A 15,507-nucleotide genomic window follows, 5' to 3' on the forward strand; every position below is an offset into this window, starting at 1 on the left:
AATGTATTTCAAATTCCATTTCATAATTTTATTAAAAAAGAGAAAAGAATATGTCAGACGAAAGAGTTAGATACAGCGACGCTGATTTACAGGAATTTAAGGCAATTATAAAAGAAAAAATAGAAAAAGCAGAAAGAGATCTTCAGCTGATCAGAGAGAGCTTTATCAATGACCAGAATAATGGAACCGATGATACTTCTCCTACATTCAAAGCTTTTGAAGAAGGTGCAGAGACGTTAAGCAAGGAGCAGAACTCTATTCTGGCCGGACGTCAGGAAAAATTCGTCCGTGATCTTAAAAATGCTTTGATCCGAATCGAAAATAAAACCTATGGTGTATGCAGAGTAACCGGAAAGCTGATTCCTAAGGAAAGACTTTTAGCCGTTCCTCATGCTACGCTGAGCATTGAAGCGAAAAATATGCAGAAATAAGCCGTAAGGTTTGTAAAAATAATATTGGGTTTATATCGTATTCGAGGATACTTTATAAACCTAATTTTTAATGTATACCCATGAGCCAAGTATTGATCTTAGCAATTATTGTTGCTGCAGTTTTAGTGTTTTTCAATAGGGAATGGATCAAAAAAAGATTTTTCCCCGACAGACATAAAAACTACACCATTGATGATCAGTTTAACTCCGACAAACGCGAAAGGGAAAAGGAAATCGACAGACTTTTGAGTAAGATGGGCAAAAACGGAATCAATGATCTTTCTGCAAAAGACAGAAAAAGACTTGACGAGCTGTCCAAAATGTAATATATAAAACAGAAAAGAAATGGAATCTATCATAGTACATCCTAAAAATCCTATGGAACTGAGCGCACTGAAAAGCGTCTTAAAGGAAATGAACATTAAATTTGAAAAGGCTCACACCAAAAATACTTTCCATTCGGAAAAAGTGGCGAAGAAAATTTTCGACAAGAAAAACCCGGAAAAACCTTCTAAACCAAAAGGACTGTAATGAAAAAGATCTTAGCTATAACATTTTTAGTATTGTTAATTGATCAGGCTTCAAAAATTTATATCAAGACCCATTTCAACCTTGATGACAGCGTCAACGTTCTTCCGGGATTCAAACTGACTTTCGTAGAGAATCCGGGAATGGCTTACGGCCTTCATTTCGGAGGAATTATCGGGAAATACTTCCTGGTAATCCTGAGGCTTTTCTTAATCGGCGGAATGGTGTATATGTTCAAGAAATGGCTGCAGCAGGGAGCATCCAATTATCTTCTGATCCCAATGGCTGTTATTTTTGCCGGTGCTATCGGAAATCTTATCGACGGAATGTTCTACGGACTGATCTTCGACAGCGGAACAGTCTACGACCCAAGCATTGATCGATGGATCGGATATGGAGGAATTTCCAAATTTGTTCCGGTCGGCCAGGGTTATTCTGCTTTCATGAAAGGCTGTGTGGTAGATATGCTTCATTTTCCTTTAGTAGACTGGTACGTTCCCGACAATTGGCCTATAATCGGAGGAAAGCATATTGAGTTCTTCAAATATATTTTCAATGTAGCCGATTCTGCTATTACAGTAGGAGCCGCTTTACTATTAATATTCAGAAAAAAAGCTTTCCCTAACGGACTTGAGTTTTAAAAAAGCAGTATTCCGGATGAAAAAAGTTATTAAAAATATTTTTAAAATTTTCCTGCTTCTTCTTGTAGCAGGAATTCTTTTTATAGCATGGGCCAACTACAGCATCAGAAAAGAAAGCAGCGCTTTTGTTTCTTACAATATTTCCGATGTTCCGGAAACCAAAGTCGCCTTGCTGCTTGGGACCGGGAAGAATCTGAACAACGGCATGCCCAATGCTTATTTCTACAACAGAATACAGGCCGCTATAGATCTTTATAAAAGCGGAAAAATCAGATACATTATCGTAAGCGGTGACAACAGCACTAAAGATTACAATGAGCCTGAAGACATGCAGCTTACTTTAATGAAATACGGCATTCCAAAAGACAGGATTGTGATGGATCACGCCGGCTTCAGAACCCTGGATTCCGTTGTCAGGGCCAAAGAGATCTTCGGGCAGAATAAGCTGGTAATTATTTCACAGAAATTTCATAATGAAAGGGCCGTTTTTCTGGCTAAAAAAAACGGAATCGAAGCTTTCGGATATAACGCCAATGATGTCAATAAATACGCAGGCTTAAAGACCAACCTGAGAGAATACCTGGCAAAGACAAAAGTATACTGGGACCTGCTTTTCGGAGTACAGCCGAAATTCGGAGGAGAAAAGATTTTGATTCCTTAATTTTTTTCTTGCTGATAAAGCAGATTTAATATGATGATTCAAAAAGATTTCTAAGTCTTTTTTAGCCAAAACTTTTCCGGATTTTAATTTTAAGCAAACATCTATGTATTCTGTGGGAGAATTAATTTAAATTTGCAATTCATTAATTTTATAAATAATTTAAACAAATGTCAAGAATTCTTACCGGCATTCAAGCCACCGGAACCCCCCATCTTGGAAACCTTCTTGGGGCAATTATTCCTGCTATCGAACTTTCCAAGCAGGAAGGAAATGAATCATTTTTATTTATTGCGAACCTTCATTCTTTAACCCAGATTAAAGATGCACAGGTTCTGAGACAGAATACCTACGAGATTGCTGCGGCTTGGCTTGCTTGTGGACTGGATACGGAAAAAACATATTTTTACAGACAGAGTGATATCCCTGAAACCTGTGAACTTTCTTGGCATTTATCATGTTTTTTTCCTTATCAGAGATTAACACTGGCCCATTCATTTAAAGATAAGGCAGACAGGCTTCAGGATGTAAATGCCGGGCTGTTTACCTATCCTATTTTAATGGCTGCCGATATTTTATTATATGATGCAGAGATTGTTCCCGTAGGAAAGGATCAGCTTCAGCATCTGGAAATTGCCCGCGATGTTGCTTCAAGGTTTAATAATCAGATGGGAGAAGTTTTTGTACTCCCTCAGTCTGAACTTCAGGAAGACACAAAATATGTTCCCGGAACAGATGGCCGTAAAATGTCTAAATCCATGGGGAACATCATTAATATTTTCTTGCCTGAAAAGGAACTGAAAAAGCAGGTAATGAGCATCGAAACCGATTCTAAGGCCTTGGAAGAGCCGAAAGACCCTGCAACAGATAAGGTTTTTGCCATTTATGAGCTGATCGCAACTCCTCAACAGACGGAGGAACTAAGAGCTAAATACCTGGCTGGAAACTTCGGTTACGGACATGCTAAATTAGAGCTGCTGAATCTGATCTTAACTCGTTTTGCAAAAGAAAGAGAAATGTTTGCTTACTATATGAACAATCTGGACGAATTGGAAGCTAAACTTCAGGAAGGTGCGGCAAAAACAAGAGTAGTTGCTACGGAAACCATGAAAAGAGTAAGAGCAAGCTTAGGGCTTTAAAATAATAGATCACAAAGCATTATTCTTTGAAAGGATAAAGCAATGCATATTATCTTCAAACTTATAGACAATATCCCAACCGGGATATTGTTTTATTATGGTCCTAATGATAGACAGCCCCAATCCTGCAGAACTGTGGTCTGAACCCTGTTTGTAAAAACGGTTGAAGATCTGTTCTTCATCCAGTGGAATACCACGACCCGTATTTTGAAAGACCAGCAAATTGTCTTCTATGATGATATTTACAATTCCCTTTTCATTGCTATATTTAACTGCATTTGTAAGAAGATTGGAAAGTAAAATATCTGCCAGATCAGGGTTAAAATCTGCTCCAAAAAATCCTTTTTCGGTAATGCTGACATGAGTTTTCTTAAACTCAATAAAATCTTCATAGCTTTTAACGAGTTCAGAAATTAATTCATTAAAATCAACTTTAGAAGTTTTGTTAAACTGACTATTTTCTATTTTTGAAAGCATCAGAAGGGATTTGTTCAGTCCCGCCATTCTTCTGAGGTCCCCTTTCACTTCGGTAAGGAAGTTCATATTCTTTCTGTCAAGATCATCATTCTGAATCATTAAATCAATCTTGTTGATCACAATAGCGAGTGGAGTCTGAAGCTCATGGGAAGCATTTTCAATAAACTGTTTCTGCTGATGGAAAACAAGCTCGTTACGCTCAATCATTTCTTCGATTTCCAAATTGAGCTCTTCAAATTCTTTGATGGAATAATTCTGCGGTTCCTGCGAGGAGGCAATTCCGAACTGATATTTTTTAAGCTTATCTAAAATAGCATAGAAGGGAAGCATCGCTTTATTCAATAAGTAGCCGTTAACAGCAACAATACTGATTACAAGCAAAATATATAATACAATTAAAGCTGTAGTAAGATCATATACCAATTCATCCTGCTCTACGGTAGATGTCCTTATCTCAAGTCTTTGGCGTTTACTGAACTGATCTATGAAATCCGTTTCAAGCATCCGGTAAGGCTGGTCCTTATCATCGTATTCCATGTAGAACATCTTGTTATAGAGTCTGTTTTTGGCCTGATACTCAGATTCAGAAATAGGTTTGATCTTAAATTCATTAAATCCGAAATCTTTACTGTTTAATAGCTTAGGATCGTGATATACTGCTTTAATGATCTGTATCTTCCTGTCTTTCAATCCATCATCTACATTATCATACACTTCATCCAGAATGTAGGCATAAAAGAGTGCTGCCCAGACTGCGATAATTAGCAGCAGGATAACGATCATATATTTGATAGTATAGTATTTTAACGAAACTTTCATCTAAACAAATTTATAACCAATCCCATAAACGGCCTGGAAATCAGCTTCTGCATTGAGGCTTTTCAGCTTTTTACGAAGATTTTTTATTTGTGAGTAGATAAAATTCAGACTGTCTGCCTGATCAATATAATCTCCCCAAATGGCTTCAGCTAAAGTCGTTTTCTGGAGTGTTTTTTCCGGCTGGATCACAAAATAATAAAGAAGATCATACTCTTTACGGTTAAGAACCAGATCTTCATTATCAACTTTAACGGTTCTGCTCTCCGGATCAATTCTGATATTTTTATAGGTGATTGTATTTTCCCCATCCTGATTCTTTCTCCGGATCACAGACCGGATTCTCGCCATAAGCTCAGCAAGATGGAACGGTTTTGCCAGATAATCATCTGCCCCTATTTCTAATCCTGCTACTTTATCATCTACAGAATCCTTAGCAGACAAAATAATTACAGGATCTTTTTTATGAAGCTTCTTGATTTCTTTCAGCAACTCAATCCCATTTCCGTCTGGTAGCATAATATCCAGAAGAATACAGTCATACTCATACGAAATGATCTTTTCCAGCCCGGCATTGTACGTAAGAGCAAACTCTACGACGAAATGCTCTGCCTCCAGAAAAGTCTGCACAGTATCTTTCAGTTCCGGTTCATCTTCTATGATTAATATCTTCATTCCGCAGTATTAGCTAATCAAATATATGAAAATAGGCAGAAAAAGTGGAAGATAATAGCTCTCATCTTCCACCCTTAGCCTTTTTTAGTGTGTTTTTACATGCCTTCCATCTGTATCAAAAATGAGGCATACACCACTCATCAGATATATTTTATAAGCGTTGTATTTCTTTTCAATTAAATCTACCACACTGCATGGATAATGCCTGGTTAAAAAAGAAACCATACTTTTTCTTACACTTTGGGAAGATCTATTTCCCTCTCTGTTGCTAATTATATTCCAGTTGACCATGATATCAAGATTTAAGGTTTATATATATTTTAATTTGATTAATCATCAATTTTTTTGAAATTTCCTTGTCTGTCAAATTCAAGATCAAGTCCGTTGGAAAGCTCGGCTTTATAAGACCATCTTTCTTTTTCTATCTTAACGATATAGGTATTAGGGAAATTTTTGGCTGCATAGTTCCTGATAGAAGCCGGTATGAATCCTTGAGGCAATTTATGATGTTTTCCGTCTACTTCTTTCCAGTTACCTCTGCTATCAAATTCTACCTTTATCCCATTAGCCAAATACACCTGGTATTCATCCACACCATAAATTTCACGGTCTTCAATAGCCGATCCTACAGTGACACCTTTAAAATGGGTGGCAAGAAAATTTTTAGCTGTTTTAGGTAATTGGTTGGGATTAATTGCTCTGTCCTGAGCAAAAATAAATCCACCCGTTAATAAGAAAATCAAAACAAATGCTCCGGTGATCTTTCTAAAATTTTTCATAATGCTAAATTTTTTCTGTCTTTATTATGGAGCAAAGTTCAGAATCAATTTAGGAAAGAATTAGGAACAGACAGAATAATGAAAAATGTAGAATGTAGAATGAAAATATTGAATCATTAAGATTAATTAATCTTAATGATTCAAAAAACGGGATTGTAAAAAGTATATACTATAGGTATTCTTTGATCTGCAGAAGGTGTGTAATTGCTTTTAAGCCTTCTTCCTGCTTATTTTCCTTATAAATATCAAAGAAGATCACATCCAATCCATAGTTTTGGGCACCTACGACATCCGCAATCCAGTCGTCACCGATCAGAATGCTTTCTTCTTTACCTGCTTCCGCAAGTCCTAAGGAATATTCGAAAATCTTTGGATTGGGTTTTCTTACCCCTACGGAATCAGCGCTGGTAATGGTTTTAAAATATTTATCTATTCCGGAGAGGATGCATTTCCTTTCTGTTACTTCCTGGAAACCGTTGGAAATAACGTGCATCGTATAATGTTTGGATTTCAGGTATTCCAGAATGTATTCCGCACCTTCTACCAGCTCGTTGTGGTTAAGGATCTTATCCAGAAAATGTTCTTCAAAATATTCTGACAGCTCTTCATCATCCACTCCGAAACGCTTGAATGTATCATAGAAACGGTGTTTTCTCAGATATTCCTTACCAATAATCCCGTCCCTGATTTTTTCCCACAGGCTTTCATTAATTTCATGATAAGCAGAATGAAACTCTTCGAAATCTATATTATAACGCAAGGTAATTTCCTGCTTTTCAAAAAGATCTTTAATGGTAAGATAGGCGTTCTTACGGTGATCCCAGAGCGTATTGTCCAGATCAAAAAAAATGTGCTGAATTTTCATACAGCACAAAATTACTTATTTTAATTTTTGGAAAGCGGAAAATTCTTGCTCTTGGTTTTTACCAGTTCAAGACTTTTTGAGTAATTCAATAAAAAATCAATTGTTTGTTTCTTAGGTTTCAAAGTTTTCACTTTTAAGGAATCATTTTTTTTCATAGGCGAAAGTATGTTTTCCTATAAACGTGAATTTTTTAAAAATATTATCCTATCGTGTCAATACAATATTATTTTCATCCATGATTTTTCTCAGGTTGATCAATGCATAGCGCACTCTGCCCAATGTGGTATTGATACTCATATTGGTATGATCTGCAATTTCTTTGAAACTCAGACCGTCAAAAAACCTTAGTTTAATGACCTCCTGCTGGTTCTGTGGCAGAAACTGAAGCATTCTCAGAAGATCTTCCTGGATCTGCAGGGTTACCAGCTGATCTTCAATATTCTCCGATGGTTCTCTGATCAAATCAAAAATAGAATATTCGTCTGTTTCAAAAGTGGTTTCTGAAACTTTCACGTTTTTCGCTTTCAGTCTGAAATGATCAATGATAAGGTTGTGTGCGATTCTTTTTGCCCAAAGAATAAATTTACCTTCTTCGTTATACCGCCCTTCTTTCAGCATCAGGATGATCTTCATAAATGTATCCTGAAAAACATCATTGGCCAGGTCTTCATCATTAATTTTGTAAAAAATGAATGTAAACAGTTCTCGCTGATGACGATGAATAAGGGCTGATAGGGCTTCTTCGTCTCCTTTCTGGTAAAGGGAAATTAGTAGGCTGTCCGTTTTTGATTTCATAACTCTTCTCAATAATAAAAAAATTTGCAGACCAGCAATTCTCCAGATATTATATCTGGCCCTAGCTGTAAATACAAAACAGTTTTTTAGAGTAAAGTAAAATCAATAGGCAGTACAATTATTATATGGTGTAAATATAATAATTTTTTAATAACTGTTAACCTATTATTAAATTTTTACAAGAAAATTTAATAAACATCACTTAAACATATCATGAATAAAGACAGTAGGAATATTTAATGTTAAATTAACATTTAACCCTTTCAGCTCTTTTCCATTCAAACGGGCGTCTCCGATAGGAAATGCATACCCGCCGGTAAGATCCAAAAGCCCGAAAAGTGTAACTCCTATTTTCGGTGCAATGTATTTATTGGTTCCTTCTGCGCCCAACAGAAGATAATAAGAGTGGTAAAAATCCACATTTTTTTCAAAGTTAAGAAGCACATCTGCCTGCAATTTGGGCATGATGGCAAATTTGGAATTGGTGGAACCCATGAGAGCAGACCCTCCCAGCCTGTAAATCACATCATCATTCTTCAGAAAAAGCAGCTTACCTCCCAATTCTCCAAAGCTTTGATTCTGGTAAGTGTATCCCACAGTAACCATTTTGTGCATGGTGTACTGTGCCTTTGCCGCCATGCTCAGGAAACATATAAAAAGTACGGTAATTGCCGATCTAAAATTCATCATCTCTAATTATTTAAGGTGTAAAATTAAAAAAAACTGCCTTATCCAAAGATAAAGCAGCCTATTTATTATTGTTTAAGAAAATTAAATCCCAAAAGCGACTTTAATTTCATCTACTTTGTCAAGCTTTTCCCATGTAAAGAACTCAAGTCCTGTAAGGGTAATTTCATTTTTCTGACCTTTATTGAAGGTTTTGTCAGCTGTATAATGTTCTTTCCCCATATGTCCGTAAGAAGCCGTTTCCTGGTAGATCGGGTTTCTTAATTTCAGGTTCTGCTCAATAGCGTAAGGTCTTAGATCGAAGATGGAAGAAACCTTTTTAGCAATATCCCCATCATGAAGATTTACTTTTGCAGTTCCGTAAGTATTGATGTATAGACCACAAGGTTCAGCAACACCGATTGCATAAGAAACCTGTACCAAAACTTCGTCCGCTACTCCTGCAGCTACCAGGTTTTTAGCAATGTGTCTGGTAGCGTAAGCCGCACTTCTGTCTACTTTTGAAGGGTCTTTTCCTGAGAAAGCACCACCACCGTGAGCTCCTTTTCCTCCGTAAGTATCTACAATGATTTTTCTTCCTGTAAGACCTGTATCCCCGTGAGGACCTCCGATTACAAATTTACCTGTAGGGTTGATGTGATATTTGATCTGATCGTTGAATAACGCTTTGATCTCTTCAGTTTGCTGAGCCACCACTCTTGGTACAAGGATATTTTTGATGTCTTCACGGATCTTATTCAGCATTTCCTCTTCAGTTCCAAAGTCATCATGCTGAGTAGAAACCACAATAGAATCAATTCTTACCGGTTTATGATCATCAGAGTACTCAATGGTTACCTGGCTTTTTGCATCCGGACGCAGGTAAGCAATTTCGTTACCTTCTCTTCTTAATGCAGAGAGCTCTTTAAGGATAGTGTGGGCAAGGTCTAAAGCAAGAGGCATATAATTAGCCGTCTCGTTGGTTGCATACCCGAACATCATTCCCTGGTCACCGGCACCCTGTGCATTGGCTTTAGCTTCGAAAGATCCGTCATTTACAGCTCTGTCTACCCCTTGGTTAATATCCGGAGACTGCTCATGGATGGCTGAGATTACCCCGCAGGAATCCCCGTTGAACATATATTCTCCTTTAGTATAACCAATTCCGTTGATTACATCTCTTGCAATAGTCTGTACATCAAGATATGCGTCAGACTTCACTTCTCCTGCAAGCACTACCTGCCCTGTAGTGACCAGAGTTTCACAAGCTACTTTAGAGTTTTTATCGTATGCTAAGAAGTGATCGATTAATGCATCGGAGATCTGATCGGCAATTTTATCCGGATGTCCTTCTGAAACAGATTCAGATGTAAATAGATAAGACATATTATTCTTTGTTTTTTAGATTAAAATAAGTGAAGAAAAATAAGAATAATTGCCCAGAAAAAGAATACTGTTTTAGCATATTTTTAGAGAGGTTGCAATCAGGTCAAATTTTTCCTCGTTAATAAACGTCCGCAAATTTAAGTACTATTTTTTTAATACTAAAGGATTTTGCTTACTAATTATAATTTTCTTAAAATTAATGATTTATATCACTTTACAGCCTTCTTAGTTCATTGCGGCTTGATGCTTACAAATTCCTTTGGATTGGCATGATAGTTAAGTTTAAGCTCTAAAGAGTTCTTGATGGAATGTGACAATTCATCAATAATTTTCTGCTTAAACGTCGGCTTATAATAGATGATACTGATCTCTCTGTAAGGGAAAGGTTTTTTGAATCTGAAAACATTATCCTTCTGTTCCTCTGAAAGCTGACTCAATGCCAATTCGGGAAGAATACTGATACCGCCTACTTTATCCACCATATGCACCAAGGTCTGAATATTGGAGGCCAGGAAATCTAAATTCTTAGGCTTTAAAGTATTTTCTTTTAAGTGGCAGATATTTTCGAACTGGTTTCTTAAGCAGTTTCCCTCTTCAAGGAGCCACACCTTTTCTACATTCAATTCTTCAGGAACTACATAAGAGTTCTTTTTATTGGCTTCCGTATTGGAACTGTAGATCATCAGCTCTTCATTGAAAAGGAAATCCTGGTAAAACTCATCAGCAGAGTCATACGGTGTGGAAATAATTCCCGCATCAAGTTCGCCGGCTTTTAAAGCTTTAATAATATTATCAGTGGTCATTTCCTTTACATTCATCTGGATTTTCGGATTTTCTTCCAAAAATTTAAAGATTTCTGTCGGCAAAATGAAAGAAGAAACCGTAGGAATGATTCCTAAATTGATGGTTCCTCCCAAAATATTATTCAAAAGATTGGCTTTATTTTTCAGCTCATTGACAGATTCTATAATTACCTTTGCCTGATCAATGATCTGAAGTCCCACATCTGTAGTACGGATCGGGTGTGTAGTTCTGTCAAATACCTTCACATCCAGTTCATCCTCAAATTTTTGTATCATCGCACTTAGTGTAGGCTGCGTAATAAAGCATGCCTGAGCTGCTTTACCAAAATGTTTGTACTTATCTACAGCGATAAGATACTCCAGTTGCTGAATGTTCATCTGATTAATATTATCTATTACAAAGATAAAATGTTTTTGCCATTTGTAATCAAAAATTCAAGTAAATTTGATATTTAATACGTCTGCATAAGACAGCTTACAAGGGAAATCAACCATACAAATCATAACTATATGGATTCTAAAAAATTAACGCTCAGCAATGGCGCTCCTTATTTTGAACATCAGGACTCACAGACCGTAGGCCCGAGAGGACCTGTCCTTCTGCAGGATTTTATCCTTCAGGAAAACCTTGCGCACTTCGTCAGGGAAAGAATTCCTGAAAGGATTGTACACGCCAAGGGAACCGGTGCATACGGAACATTTACCGTAACCCATGACATCAGCAAGTATACAAAAGCCAAATTATTCTCAAAGGTAGGGAACTCATGCAGAATGTTTGCCCGGTTTTCTACCGTAGGCGGAGAAAAAGGAAGTGCAGATACAGCAAGAGACCCGAGAGGCTTTGCTTTGAAATTTTATACTGAAGACGGAAACTGGGATCTTGTAGGGAACAATACACCTGTATTCTTTATTAAAGATGCTAAAAAATTCCCGGATTTTATCCACACCCAGAAAAGAGTCCCGAAAACCAATCTGAAAAGCGCCACAATGATGTGGGACTTCTGGAGCCATAATCCGGAATCCCTTCACCAGGTTCTTATTTTAATGTCAGACAGAGGAACTCCTTACGGCTACAGACACATGCACGGATTCGGTTCCCATACTTTCTCAATGATCAATGATCAGAATGAAAGAGTTTGGGTAAAGTTCCATTTTAAAACAAAACAGGGAATCAAAAACTTTACGGATGCAGAAGCCGTAAAGATGGCCGGAGAAAACCCGGATTTCGCCCAGGAAGACCTTTGCGACGCCATTGAAAACGGAAACTTTCCGAAATGGACGATGTATATCCAGGTAATGACTGAAGAGCAGGCTAAAGATTTCAGATGGAATCCTTTTGATATTACCAAAGTATGGTTTCAAAGTGATTTCCCATTAATTGAAGTGGGAGAAATGGAGCTCAACGAGGTTCCGGTCAATTATTTTGCCCATGTGGAGCAATCCGCATTTTCGCCAAGCAGCCTGATTAACGGAATAAGTTTTTCTCCGGATAAAATGCTTCAGGGAAGGCTATTCTCTTATCCGGATGCTCACAGATACAGGGTTGGAGTAAATGCTCACCAACTGGAAGTGAACCGATGTCCTTTCGCTGTCAACAACTATCAGAGAGATGGTTTTATGGCAGATTCAAGCGGATATCAGGATAAACCGAATTATCATCCGAACAGTTTTGATGATATCAAACCGGACCTGTCCTATAAGAGTTATGAATATGAACTGGACAGTGCCCATGTTGCCAGTTACAATAGGAATGAAAATGATGATGACCATTACACACAACCCGGGCTTCTGTATACAAAAGCAATGAACGTTGAGGATAGAGAACATCTAATCAGTAACATAGTAGGAAGCATGAGAGGCATTACCGGACCGAAAAAAGATGAGATTATCAACCGTCAGTTATGCCACTTTTTCAGGGCTAATATTGAGCTTGGCATGAAAGTGGCATCTCAGCTTAACATCAATATAGATGCAAATATGATGAATCACTCAAAATAGTATTTTGAAGGATTTGTCAATTAAAAGGAAAAAAAAGTATTATTTTTTCCTTTTTTTTGCAAAAAATTCATAATTTGCGAAAAATAATATTTTATAGTGGAAAAATGAGTTACGAAAATATATTATTAGAGAAGGAAGACCAATTAGCTGTTGTTACAATAAACCGTCCCCAAAGCTTAAATGCTTTGAATGCAAAAACGATTCAGGAGATCAGTTCAGCAATGGACGAACTTAATGCTGATGAATCCTGCAGGGTAATTATCATTACAGGAAGTGGTGAAAAATCGTTTGTAGCGGGAGCTGATATTAAAGAATTCAGTGATTTTGGACAGGAAAAAGCCGAAGAACTGGCCAGAAACGGGCACAATACCCTGTTCAACAAAATTGAAAATACATCTAAACCTGTTATTGCAGCCGTTAATGGTTTTGCTTTAGGAGGAGGTTTAGAGCTTGCCATGGCGTGTCATATCAGATATGCATCAGAGAATGCCAGACTGGGGCTTCCGGAAGTTACCCTGGGGTTAATCCCGGGATACGGAGGAACGCAAAGACTTCCTAAACTTGTAGGAAAAGGCATCGCCAACGAAATGATCTTCTCTGCCAAGATGATTCCTGCTCAGAAAGCAAAGGAAATCGGACTGGTGAATGAAGTATACCCTATTGAAGAATTATTAACCAAAACAAAAGAATTAGCGAGTATTATAGCCGGTAACTCACCAATGGCTATATCAAAGGCAATACAGGCCGTAAACTTATCGGACACGGATAAAGGTTTTGAATCTGAAATCAAGTATTTCGGGGAACTTTTTGAACTGAACGACAAGAAAGAAGGAGTTTCCGCTTTTTTAGAGAAAAGAAAGCCTAACTTCTAAGACTTTTAATCCAAATTATTTCGAAAAAACTAATGCTGCGGTATGAATAAGTTTGATAAAGCTTATCTAAAAATGGCCCAGGAGTGGGCAAAACTCTCCTACTGTAAGAGAAAACAGGTTGGAGCTCTTATCGTAAAAGATAGGATGATTATTTCAGATGGTTACAACGGAACTCCTTCGGGATTTGAAAACTGCTGTGAAGATGAAGAGGGCAAAACACACTGGTATGTACTTCATGCGGAAGCCAATGCGATATTAAAGCTGGCCGCTTCCACGCAGTCTGCGGAAGGCGCAACGTTATATTTAACGCTGTCGCCATGCAAAGAATGCAGCAAGCTTATTTTACAGGCAGGAATTACAAGACTTGTGTATATTAATGAGTATTCAGACGACGATGGAATAGCGTTCTTGAGGAATCATGGTATTGAAATAGAACAAATATCGGACTGTGAACTAAAAAAATAAAGCACAAATATGACTTGGGATGAAAAGATCAAAGATTTTGAAATATTTCTTCGCTTCGAAAGAAATTTTTCAGAAAACACTCTCGATGCCTATATTCGAGACATCAAAAAATTAAAAGATTACGCCGAAGTGGATCTGGAAAATGTCGGTCCGGACTCTATCGGCTACGAAAATTTACAGGAATATATCTTCAATCTTTCCAAACAGAAGTTCAGTGAAAGATCTCAGGCAAGATGGATTTCTTCCATAAAAGCTTTCTTCAAGTTTCTTCTTGAAGATGAGTACCGGGAAGACAACCCTGCTTCACTGCTTGAAGGTCCAAAACTGGGATTATATCTTCCTGACACTCTAAGCCTGCAGGATATCAATAAGATTATTGCAGCCATTGAGGCAGATTCTGACCTCGGAAAGAGAAATCATTGTATTATTGAGGTTCTTTACGGATGCGGATTACGTGTTTCGGAACTTATTGACCTTAAAATTTCGAACATTAATTTCAAAGAACAGTACATTAAAGTAAACGGAAAGGGCAACAAAACACGTTTCGTTCCTTTGGCCGATTATACTGCTGAACTTTTGGAAACTTACATTAAAGAAGTACGTTCGAAAAACAAGATTAATAAAAAATACGAAGACACTTTGTTTCTGAATAGCCGCGGCACATCTATGTCCAGAGTGATCGTATTTCTGATCATTAAAGAACTTACAGACAAAGCAGGAGTAAGCAAAAAAATATCTCCACATACTTTCAGACATTCTTTTGCAACACACCTTTTACAGAATGGTGCGGACCTTCGCTATATACAGGAAATGCTTGGACATTCCAGCATTACCACTACGGAGATCTATACCCATCTGAAGACAGAAGAGCTTCGGGATGTAATTTTGAGTTACCATCCGAGGAATATTAATATTGCTCAATGAAACGGAGTTCCATCTGACTTTTGAAAAATAATTAGAACAGATGAAATTATTGAAATACTGCCCAAGCTGTGGCAAAGAAACCCTGCATTGGGACGGCGAAAAAAAATGGAGCTGTCCTGAATGTGGTTTTACCCTCTATAATAATGTTGCCGGCGCGGTAGCCGTTGTTATCCGATGTGGTGACGAAATCTACCTTACCAGAAGAAACCGTGATCCTAAAAAAGGGAAACTGGACCTGGCAGGAGGCTTTGTAGATCCAAAGGAAAGCGCTGAGGAAACATGTAAAAGAGAACTTTTTGAAGAACTTCAGCTTGATGTGGATATTTCAAATTTAAAGTATCTGAAAAGTCTTCCAAACATTTACCAATATAAAGAAATTGATTATAATACAATTGATCTCTTTTATGAGTATAATGTTCCGGAAAAATTTGATGTGAGTCTTGAGCTTTCTGAAATATCAGAGGCAGTCTGGATTCCTTTGAATGAACTAAACCTTAATGATATTGCTTTCAAGTCTCAGCAGAGATTTTTTAAGGAATATATCAGGAAATAATTTTTGTTTAAACTCCCGCAGACTTTGTGGGAGTTT

General features: G+C 37.4%; 19 protein-coding genes. 11 read left to right on the top strand and 8 right to left on the bottom strand.

The annotated features are described in order from the left end of the window. Window positions 1-50 precede the first annotated feature (50 nt). The 6 genes from ACM40_RS00265 (at window position 51) to trpS (ending at window position 3,397) form a co-directional block, all read left to right on the top strand. Window positions 51-431 (top strand): TraR/DksA family transcriptional regulator, encoded by a 381-nt coding sequence (locus ACM40_RS00265; RefSeq protein ID WP_034726982.1) that lies wholly within the window; start codon window positions 51-53, stop codon window positions 429-431. Between the two features lie 80 nt (window positions 432-511). After that, a complete protein-coding gene (locus ACM40_RS00270) occupies window positions 512-757 on the top strand; it encodes a DUF6576 domain-containing protein (protein WP_048500884.1) in 246 nt (81 codons plus the stop codon). A gap of 19 nt (window positions 758-776) precedes the next feature. After that, window positions 777-962, top strand: coding sequence for a DUF2683 family protein (locus ACM40_RS00275; protein WP_048500885.1), 186 nt, complete (start codon window positions 777-779; stop codon window positions 960-962). After that, window positions 962-1,600 carry a lipoprotein signal peptidase gene (locus ACM40_RS00280; RefSeq protein ID WP_048500886.1) on the top strand — a complete coding sequence of 213 codons (639 nt, stop codon included), beginning with the start codon at window positions 962-964 and terminating at the stop codon, window positions 1,598-1,600. The genes ACM40_RS00275 and ACM40_RS00280 overlap by 1 nt, the downstream gene beginning before the upstream one ends. Window positions 1,601-1,616: 16 nt before the next feature. Next, complete coding sequence (locus ACM40_RS00285; RefSeq protein WP_048500887.1) at window positions 1,617-2,261, top strand: vancomycin high temperature exclusion protein; 645 nt, start codon at window positions 1,617-1,619, stop codon at window positions 2,259-2,261. Window positions 2,262-2,428: 167 nt separating this feature from the next. Next, complete coding sequence (trpS, locus tag ACM40_RS00290; protein ID WP_048500888.1) at window positions 2,429-3,397, top strand: tryptophan--tRNA ligase; 969 nt, start codon at window positions 2,429-2,431, stop codon at window positions 3,395-3,397. 9 nt (window positions 3,398-3,406) lie between these two features. On the opposite strand, the gene ACM40_RS00295 is transcribed toward trpS, so the two are convergent. The 8 genes from ACM40_RS00295 to ACM40_RS00330 form a co-directional block, all read right to left on the bottom strand. Next, a complete protein-coding gene (locus ACM40_RS00295) occupies window positions 3,407-4,693 on the bottom strand; it encodes a sensor histidine kinase (RefSeq protein WP_048500889.1) in 1,287 nt (428 codons plus the stop codon). Beyond that, window positions 4,694-5,365, bottom strand: a complete 672-nt coding sequence (locus tag ACM40_RS00300) for a response regulator transcription factor (RefSeq protein WP_048500890.1) — start codon at window positions 5,363-5,365, stop codon at window positions 4,694-4,696. It lies immediately after the preceding gene. 329 nt (window positions 5,366-5,694) lie between these two features. Further along, window positions 5,695-6,144, bottom strand: a complete 450-nt coding sequence (locus ACM40_RS00305) for a PepSY-like domain-containing protein (RefSeq protein WP_083996753.1) — start codon at window positions 6,142-6,144, stop codon at window positions 5,695-5,697. Window positions 6,145-6,313: 169 nt separating this feature from the next. Then, a complete protein-coding gene (locus tag ACM40_RS00310) occupies window positions 6,314-7,009 on the bottom strand; it encodes a YjjG family noncanonical pyrimidine nucleotidase (protein WP_048500891.1) in 696 nt (231 codons plus the stop codon). Window positions 7,010-7,213: 204 nt separating this feature from the next. Continuing rightward, window positions 7,214-7,804: an RNA polymerase sigma factor gene (locus ACM40_RS00315; protein WP_034726967.1), complete on the bottom strand. Its 591-nt coding sequence runs from the start codon at window positions 7,802-7,804 to the stop codon at window positions 7,214-7,216. A gap of 198 nt (window positions 7,805-8,002) precedes the next feature. Beyond that, on the bottom strand, window positions 8,003-8,494 hold the full coding sequence (locus ACM40_RS00320; RefSeq protein ID WP_048500892.1) for a hypothetical protein: 492 nt from the start codon (window positions 8,492-8,494) through the stop codon (window positions 8,003-8,005). Window positions 8,495-8,575: 81 nt separating this feature from the next. Beyond that, entirely contained in the window at window positions 8,576-9,856 is a 1,281-nt protein-coding gene (gene metK, locus ACM40_RS00325) for a methionine adenosyltransferase (protein ID WP_048500893.1), read from the bottom strand. A 230-nt stretch (window positions 9,857-10,086) separates the two neighbouring features. Further along, window positions 10,087-11,037, bottom strand: coding sequence for a LysR substrate-binding domain-containing protein (locus tag ACM40_RS00330; RefSeq protein WP_048500894.1), 951 nt, complete (start codon window positions 11,035-11,037; stop codon window positions 10,087-10,089). A 132-nt stretch (window positions 11,038-11,169) separates the two neighbouring features. Here ACM40_RS00330 and ACM40_RS00335 point away from each other — a divergent pair, with 132 nt between their 5' ends. From ACM40_RS00335 to ACM40_RS00355, 5 genes are all read left to right on the top strand, one after another. Then, a complete protein-coding gene (locus ACM40_RS00335) occupies window positions 11,170-12,657 on the top strand; it encodes a catalase (protein ID WP_048500895.1) in 1,488 nt (495 codons plus the stop codon). 104 nt (window positions 12,658-12,761) lie between these two features. After that, window positions 12,762-13,529 (top strand): enoyl-CoA hydratase-related protein, encoded by a 768-nt coding sequence (locus ACM40_RS00340; protein ID WP_048500896.1) that lies wholly within the window; start codon window positions 12,762-12,764, stop codon window positions 13,527-13,529. A 42-nt stretch (window positions 13,530-13,571) separates the two neighbouring features. Further along, window positions 13,572-13,994: a deoxycytidylate deaminase gene (locus tag ACM40_RS00345; protein ID WP_048500897.1), complete on the top strand. Its 423-nt coding sequence runs from the start codon at window positions 13,572-13,574 to the stop codon at window positions 13,992-13,994. 9 nt (window positions 13,995-14,003) lie between these two features. Further along, window positions 14,004-14,918: a site-specific tyrosine recombinase XerD gene (gene xerD / locus ACM40_RS00350; protein WP_048500898.1), complete on the top strand. Its 915-nt coding sequence runs from the start codon at window positions 14,004-14,006 to the stop codon at window positions 14,916-14,918. Window positions 14,919-14,958: 40 nt separating this feature from the next. Beyond that, the gene (locus ACM40_RS00355; RefSeq protein WP_048500899.1) at window positions 14,959-15,471 is read left to right on the top strand and encodes an NUDIX hydrolase; all 513 of its coding nucleotides are present in this window, start codon (window positions 14,959-14,961) and stop codon (window positions 15,469-15,471) included. Window positions 15,472-15,507: the final 36 nt, after the last annotated feature.

The sequence above is a fragment of the Chryseobacterium sp. BLS98 genome (assembly GCF_001045445.1).
In the GTDB taxonomy this organism is placed as follows: domain Bacteria; phylum Bacteroidota; class Bacteroidia; order Flavobacteriales; family Weeksellaceae; genus Chryseobacterium.

What these genes read in the sequence shown, in the direction of transcription:
- ACM40_RS00265 (WP_034726982.1), top strand. Translation starts at nt 51, where the DNA reads ATGTCAGACGAAAGAGTTAGATACAGCGACGCTGATTTACAGGAATTT.
- ACM40_RS00270 (WP_048500884.1), top strand. Translation starts at nt 512, where the DNA reads ATGAGCCAAGTATTGATCTTAGCAATTATTGTTGCTGCAGTTTTAGTG.
- ACM40_RS00275 (WP_048500885.1), top strand. Translation starts at nt 777, where the DNA reads ATGGAATCTATCATAGTACATCCTAAAAATCCTATGGAACTGAGCGCA.
- ACM40_RS00280 (WP_048500886.1), top strand. Translation starts at nt 962, where the DNA reads ATGAAAAAGATCTTAGCTATAACATTTTTAGTATTGTTAATTGATCAG.
- ACM40_RS00285 (WP_048500887.1), top strand. Translation starts at nt 1,617, where the DNA reads ATGAAAAAAGTTATTAAAAATATTTTTAAAATTTTCCTGCTTCTTCTT.
- trpS (WP_048500888.1), top strand. Translation starts at nt 2,429, where the DNA reads ATGTCAAGAATTCTTACCGGCATTCAAGCCACCGGAACCCCCCATCTT.
- ACM40_RS00295 (WP_048500889.1), bottom strand. Translation starts at nt 4,693, where the DNA reads ATGAAAGTTTCGTTAAAATACTATACTATCAAATATATGATCGTTATC.
- ACM40_RS00300 (WP_048500890.1), bottom strand. Translation starts at nt 5,365, where the DNA reads ATGAAGATATTAATCATAGAAGATGAACCGGAACTGAAAGATACTGTG.
- ACM40_RS00305 (WP_083996753.1), bottom strand. Translation starts at nt 6,144, where the DNA reads ATGAAAAATTTTAGAAAGATCACCGGAGCATTTGTTTTGATTTTCTTA.
- ACM40_RS00310 (WP_048500891.1), bottom strand. Translation starts at nt 7,009, where the DNA reads ATGAAAATTCAGCACATTTTTTTTGATCTGGACAATACGCTCTGGGAT.
- ACM40_RS00315 (WP_034726967.1), bottom strand. Translation starts at nt 7,804, where the DNA reads ATGAAATCAAAAACGGACAGCCTACTAATTTCCCTTTACCAGAAAGGA.
- ACM40_RS00320 (WP_048500892.1), bottom strand. Translation starts at nt 8,494, where the DNA reads ATGATGAATTTTAGATCGGCAATTACCGTACTTTTTATATGTTTCCTG.
- metK (WP_048500893.1), bottom strand. Translation starts at nt 9,856, where the DNA reads ATGTCTTATCTATTTACATCTGAATCTGTTTCAGAAGGACATCCGGAT.
- ACM40_RS00330 (WP_048500894.1), bottom strand. Translation starts at nt 11,037, where the DNA reads ATGAACATTCAGCAACTGGAGTATCTTATCGCTGTAGATAAGTACAAA.
- ACM40_RS00335 (WP_048500895.1), top strand. Translation starts at nt 11,170, where the DNA reads ATGGATTCTAAAAAATTAACGCTCAGCAATGGCGCTCCTTATTTTGAA.
- ACM40_RS00340 (WP_048500896.1), top strand. Translation starts at nt 12,762, where the DNA reads ATGAGTTACGAAAATATATTATTAGAGAAGGAAGACCAATTAGCTGTT.
- ACM40_RS00345 (WP_048500897.1), top strand. Translation starts at nt 13,572, where the DNA reads ATGAATAAGTTTGATAAAGCTTATCTAAAAATGGCCCAGGAGTGGGCA.
- xerD (WP_048500898.1), top strand. Translation starts at nt 14,004, where the DNA reads ATGACTTGGGATGAAAAGATCAAAGATTTTGAAATATTTCTTCGCTTC.
- ACM40_RS00355 (WP_048500899.1), top strand. Translation starts at nt 14,959, where the DNA reads ATGAAATTATTGAAATACTGCCCAAGCTGTGGCAAAGAAACCCTGCAT.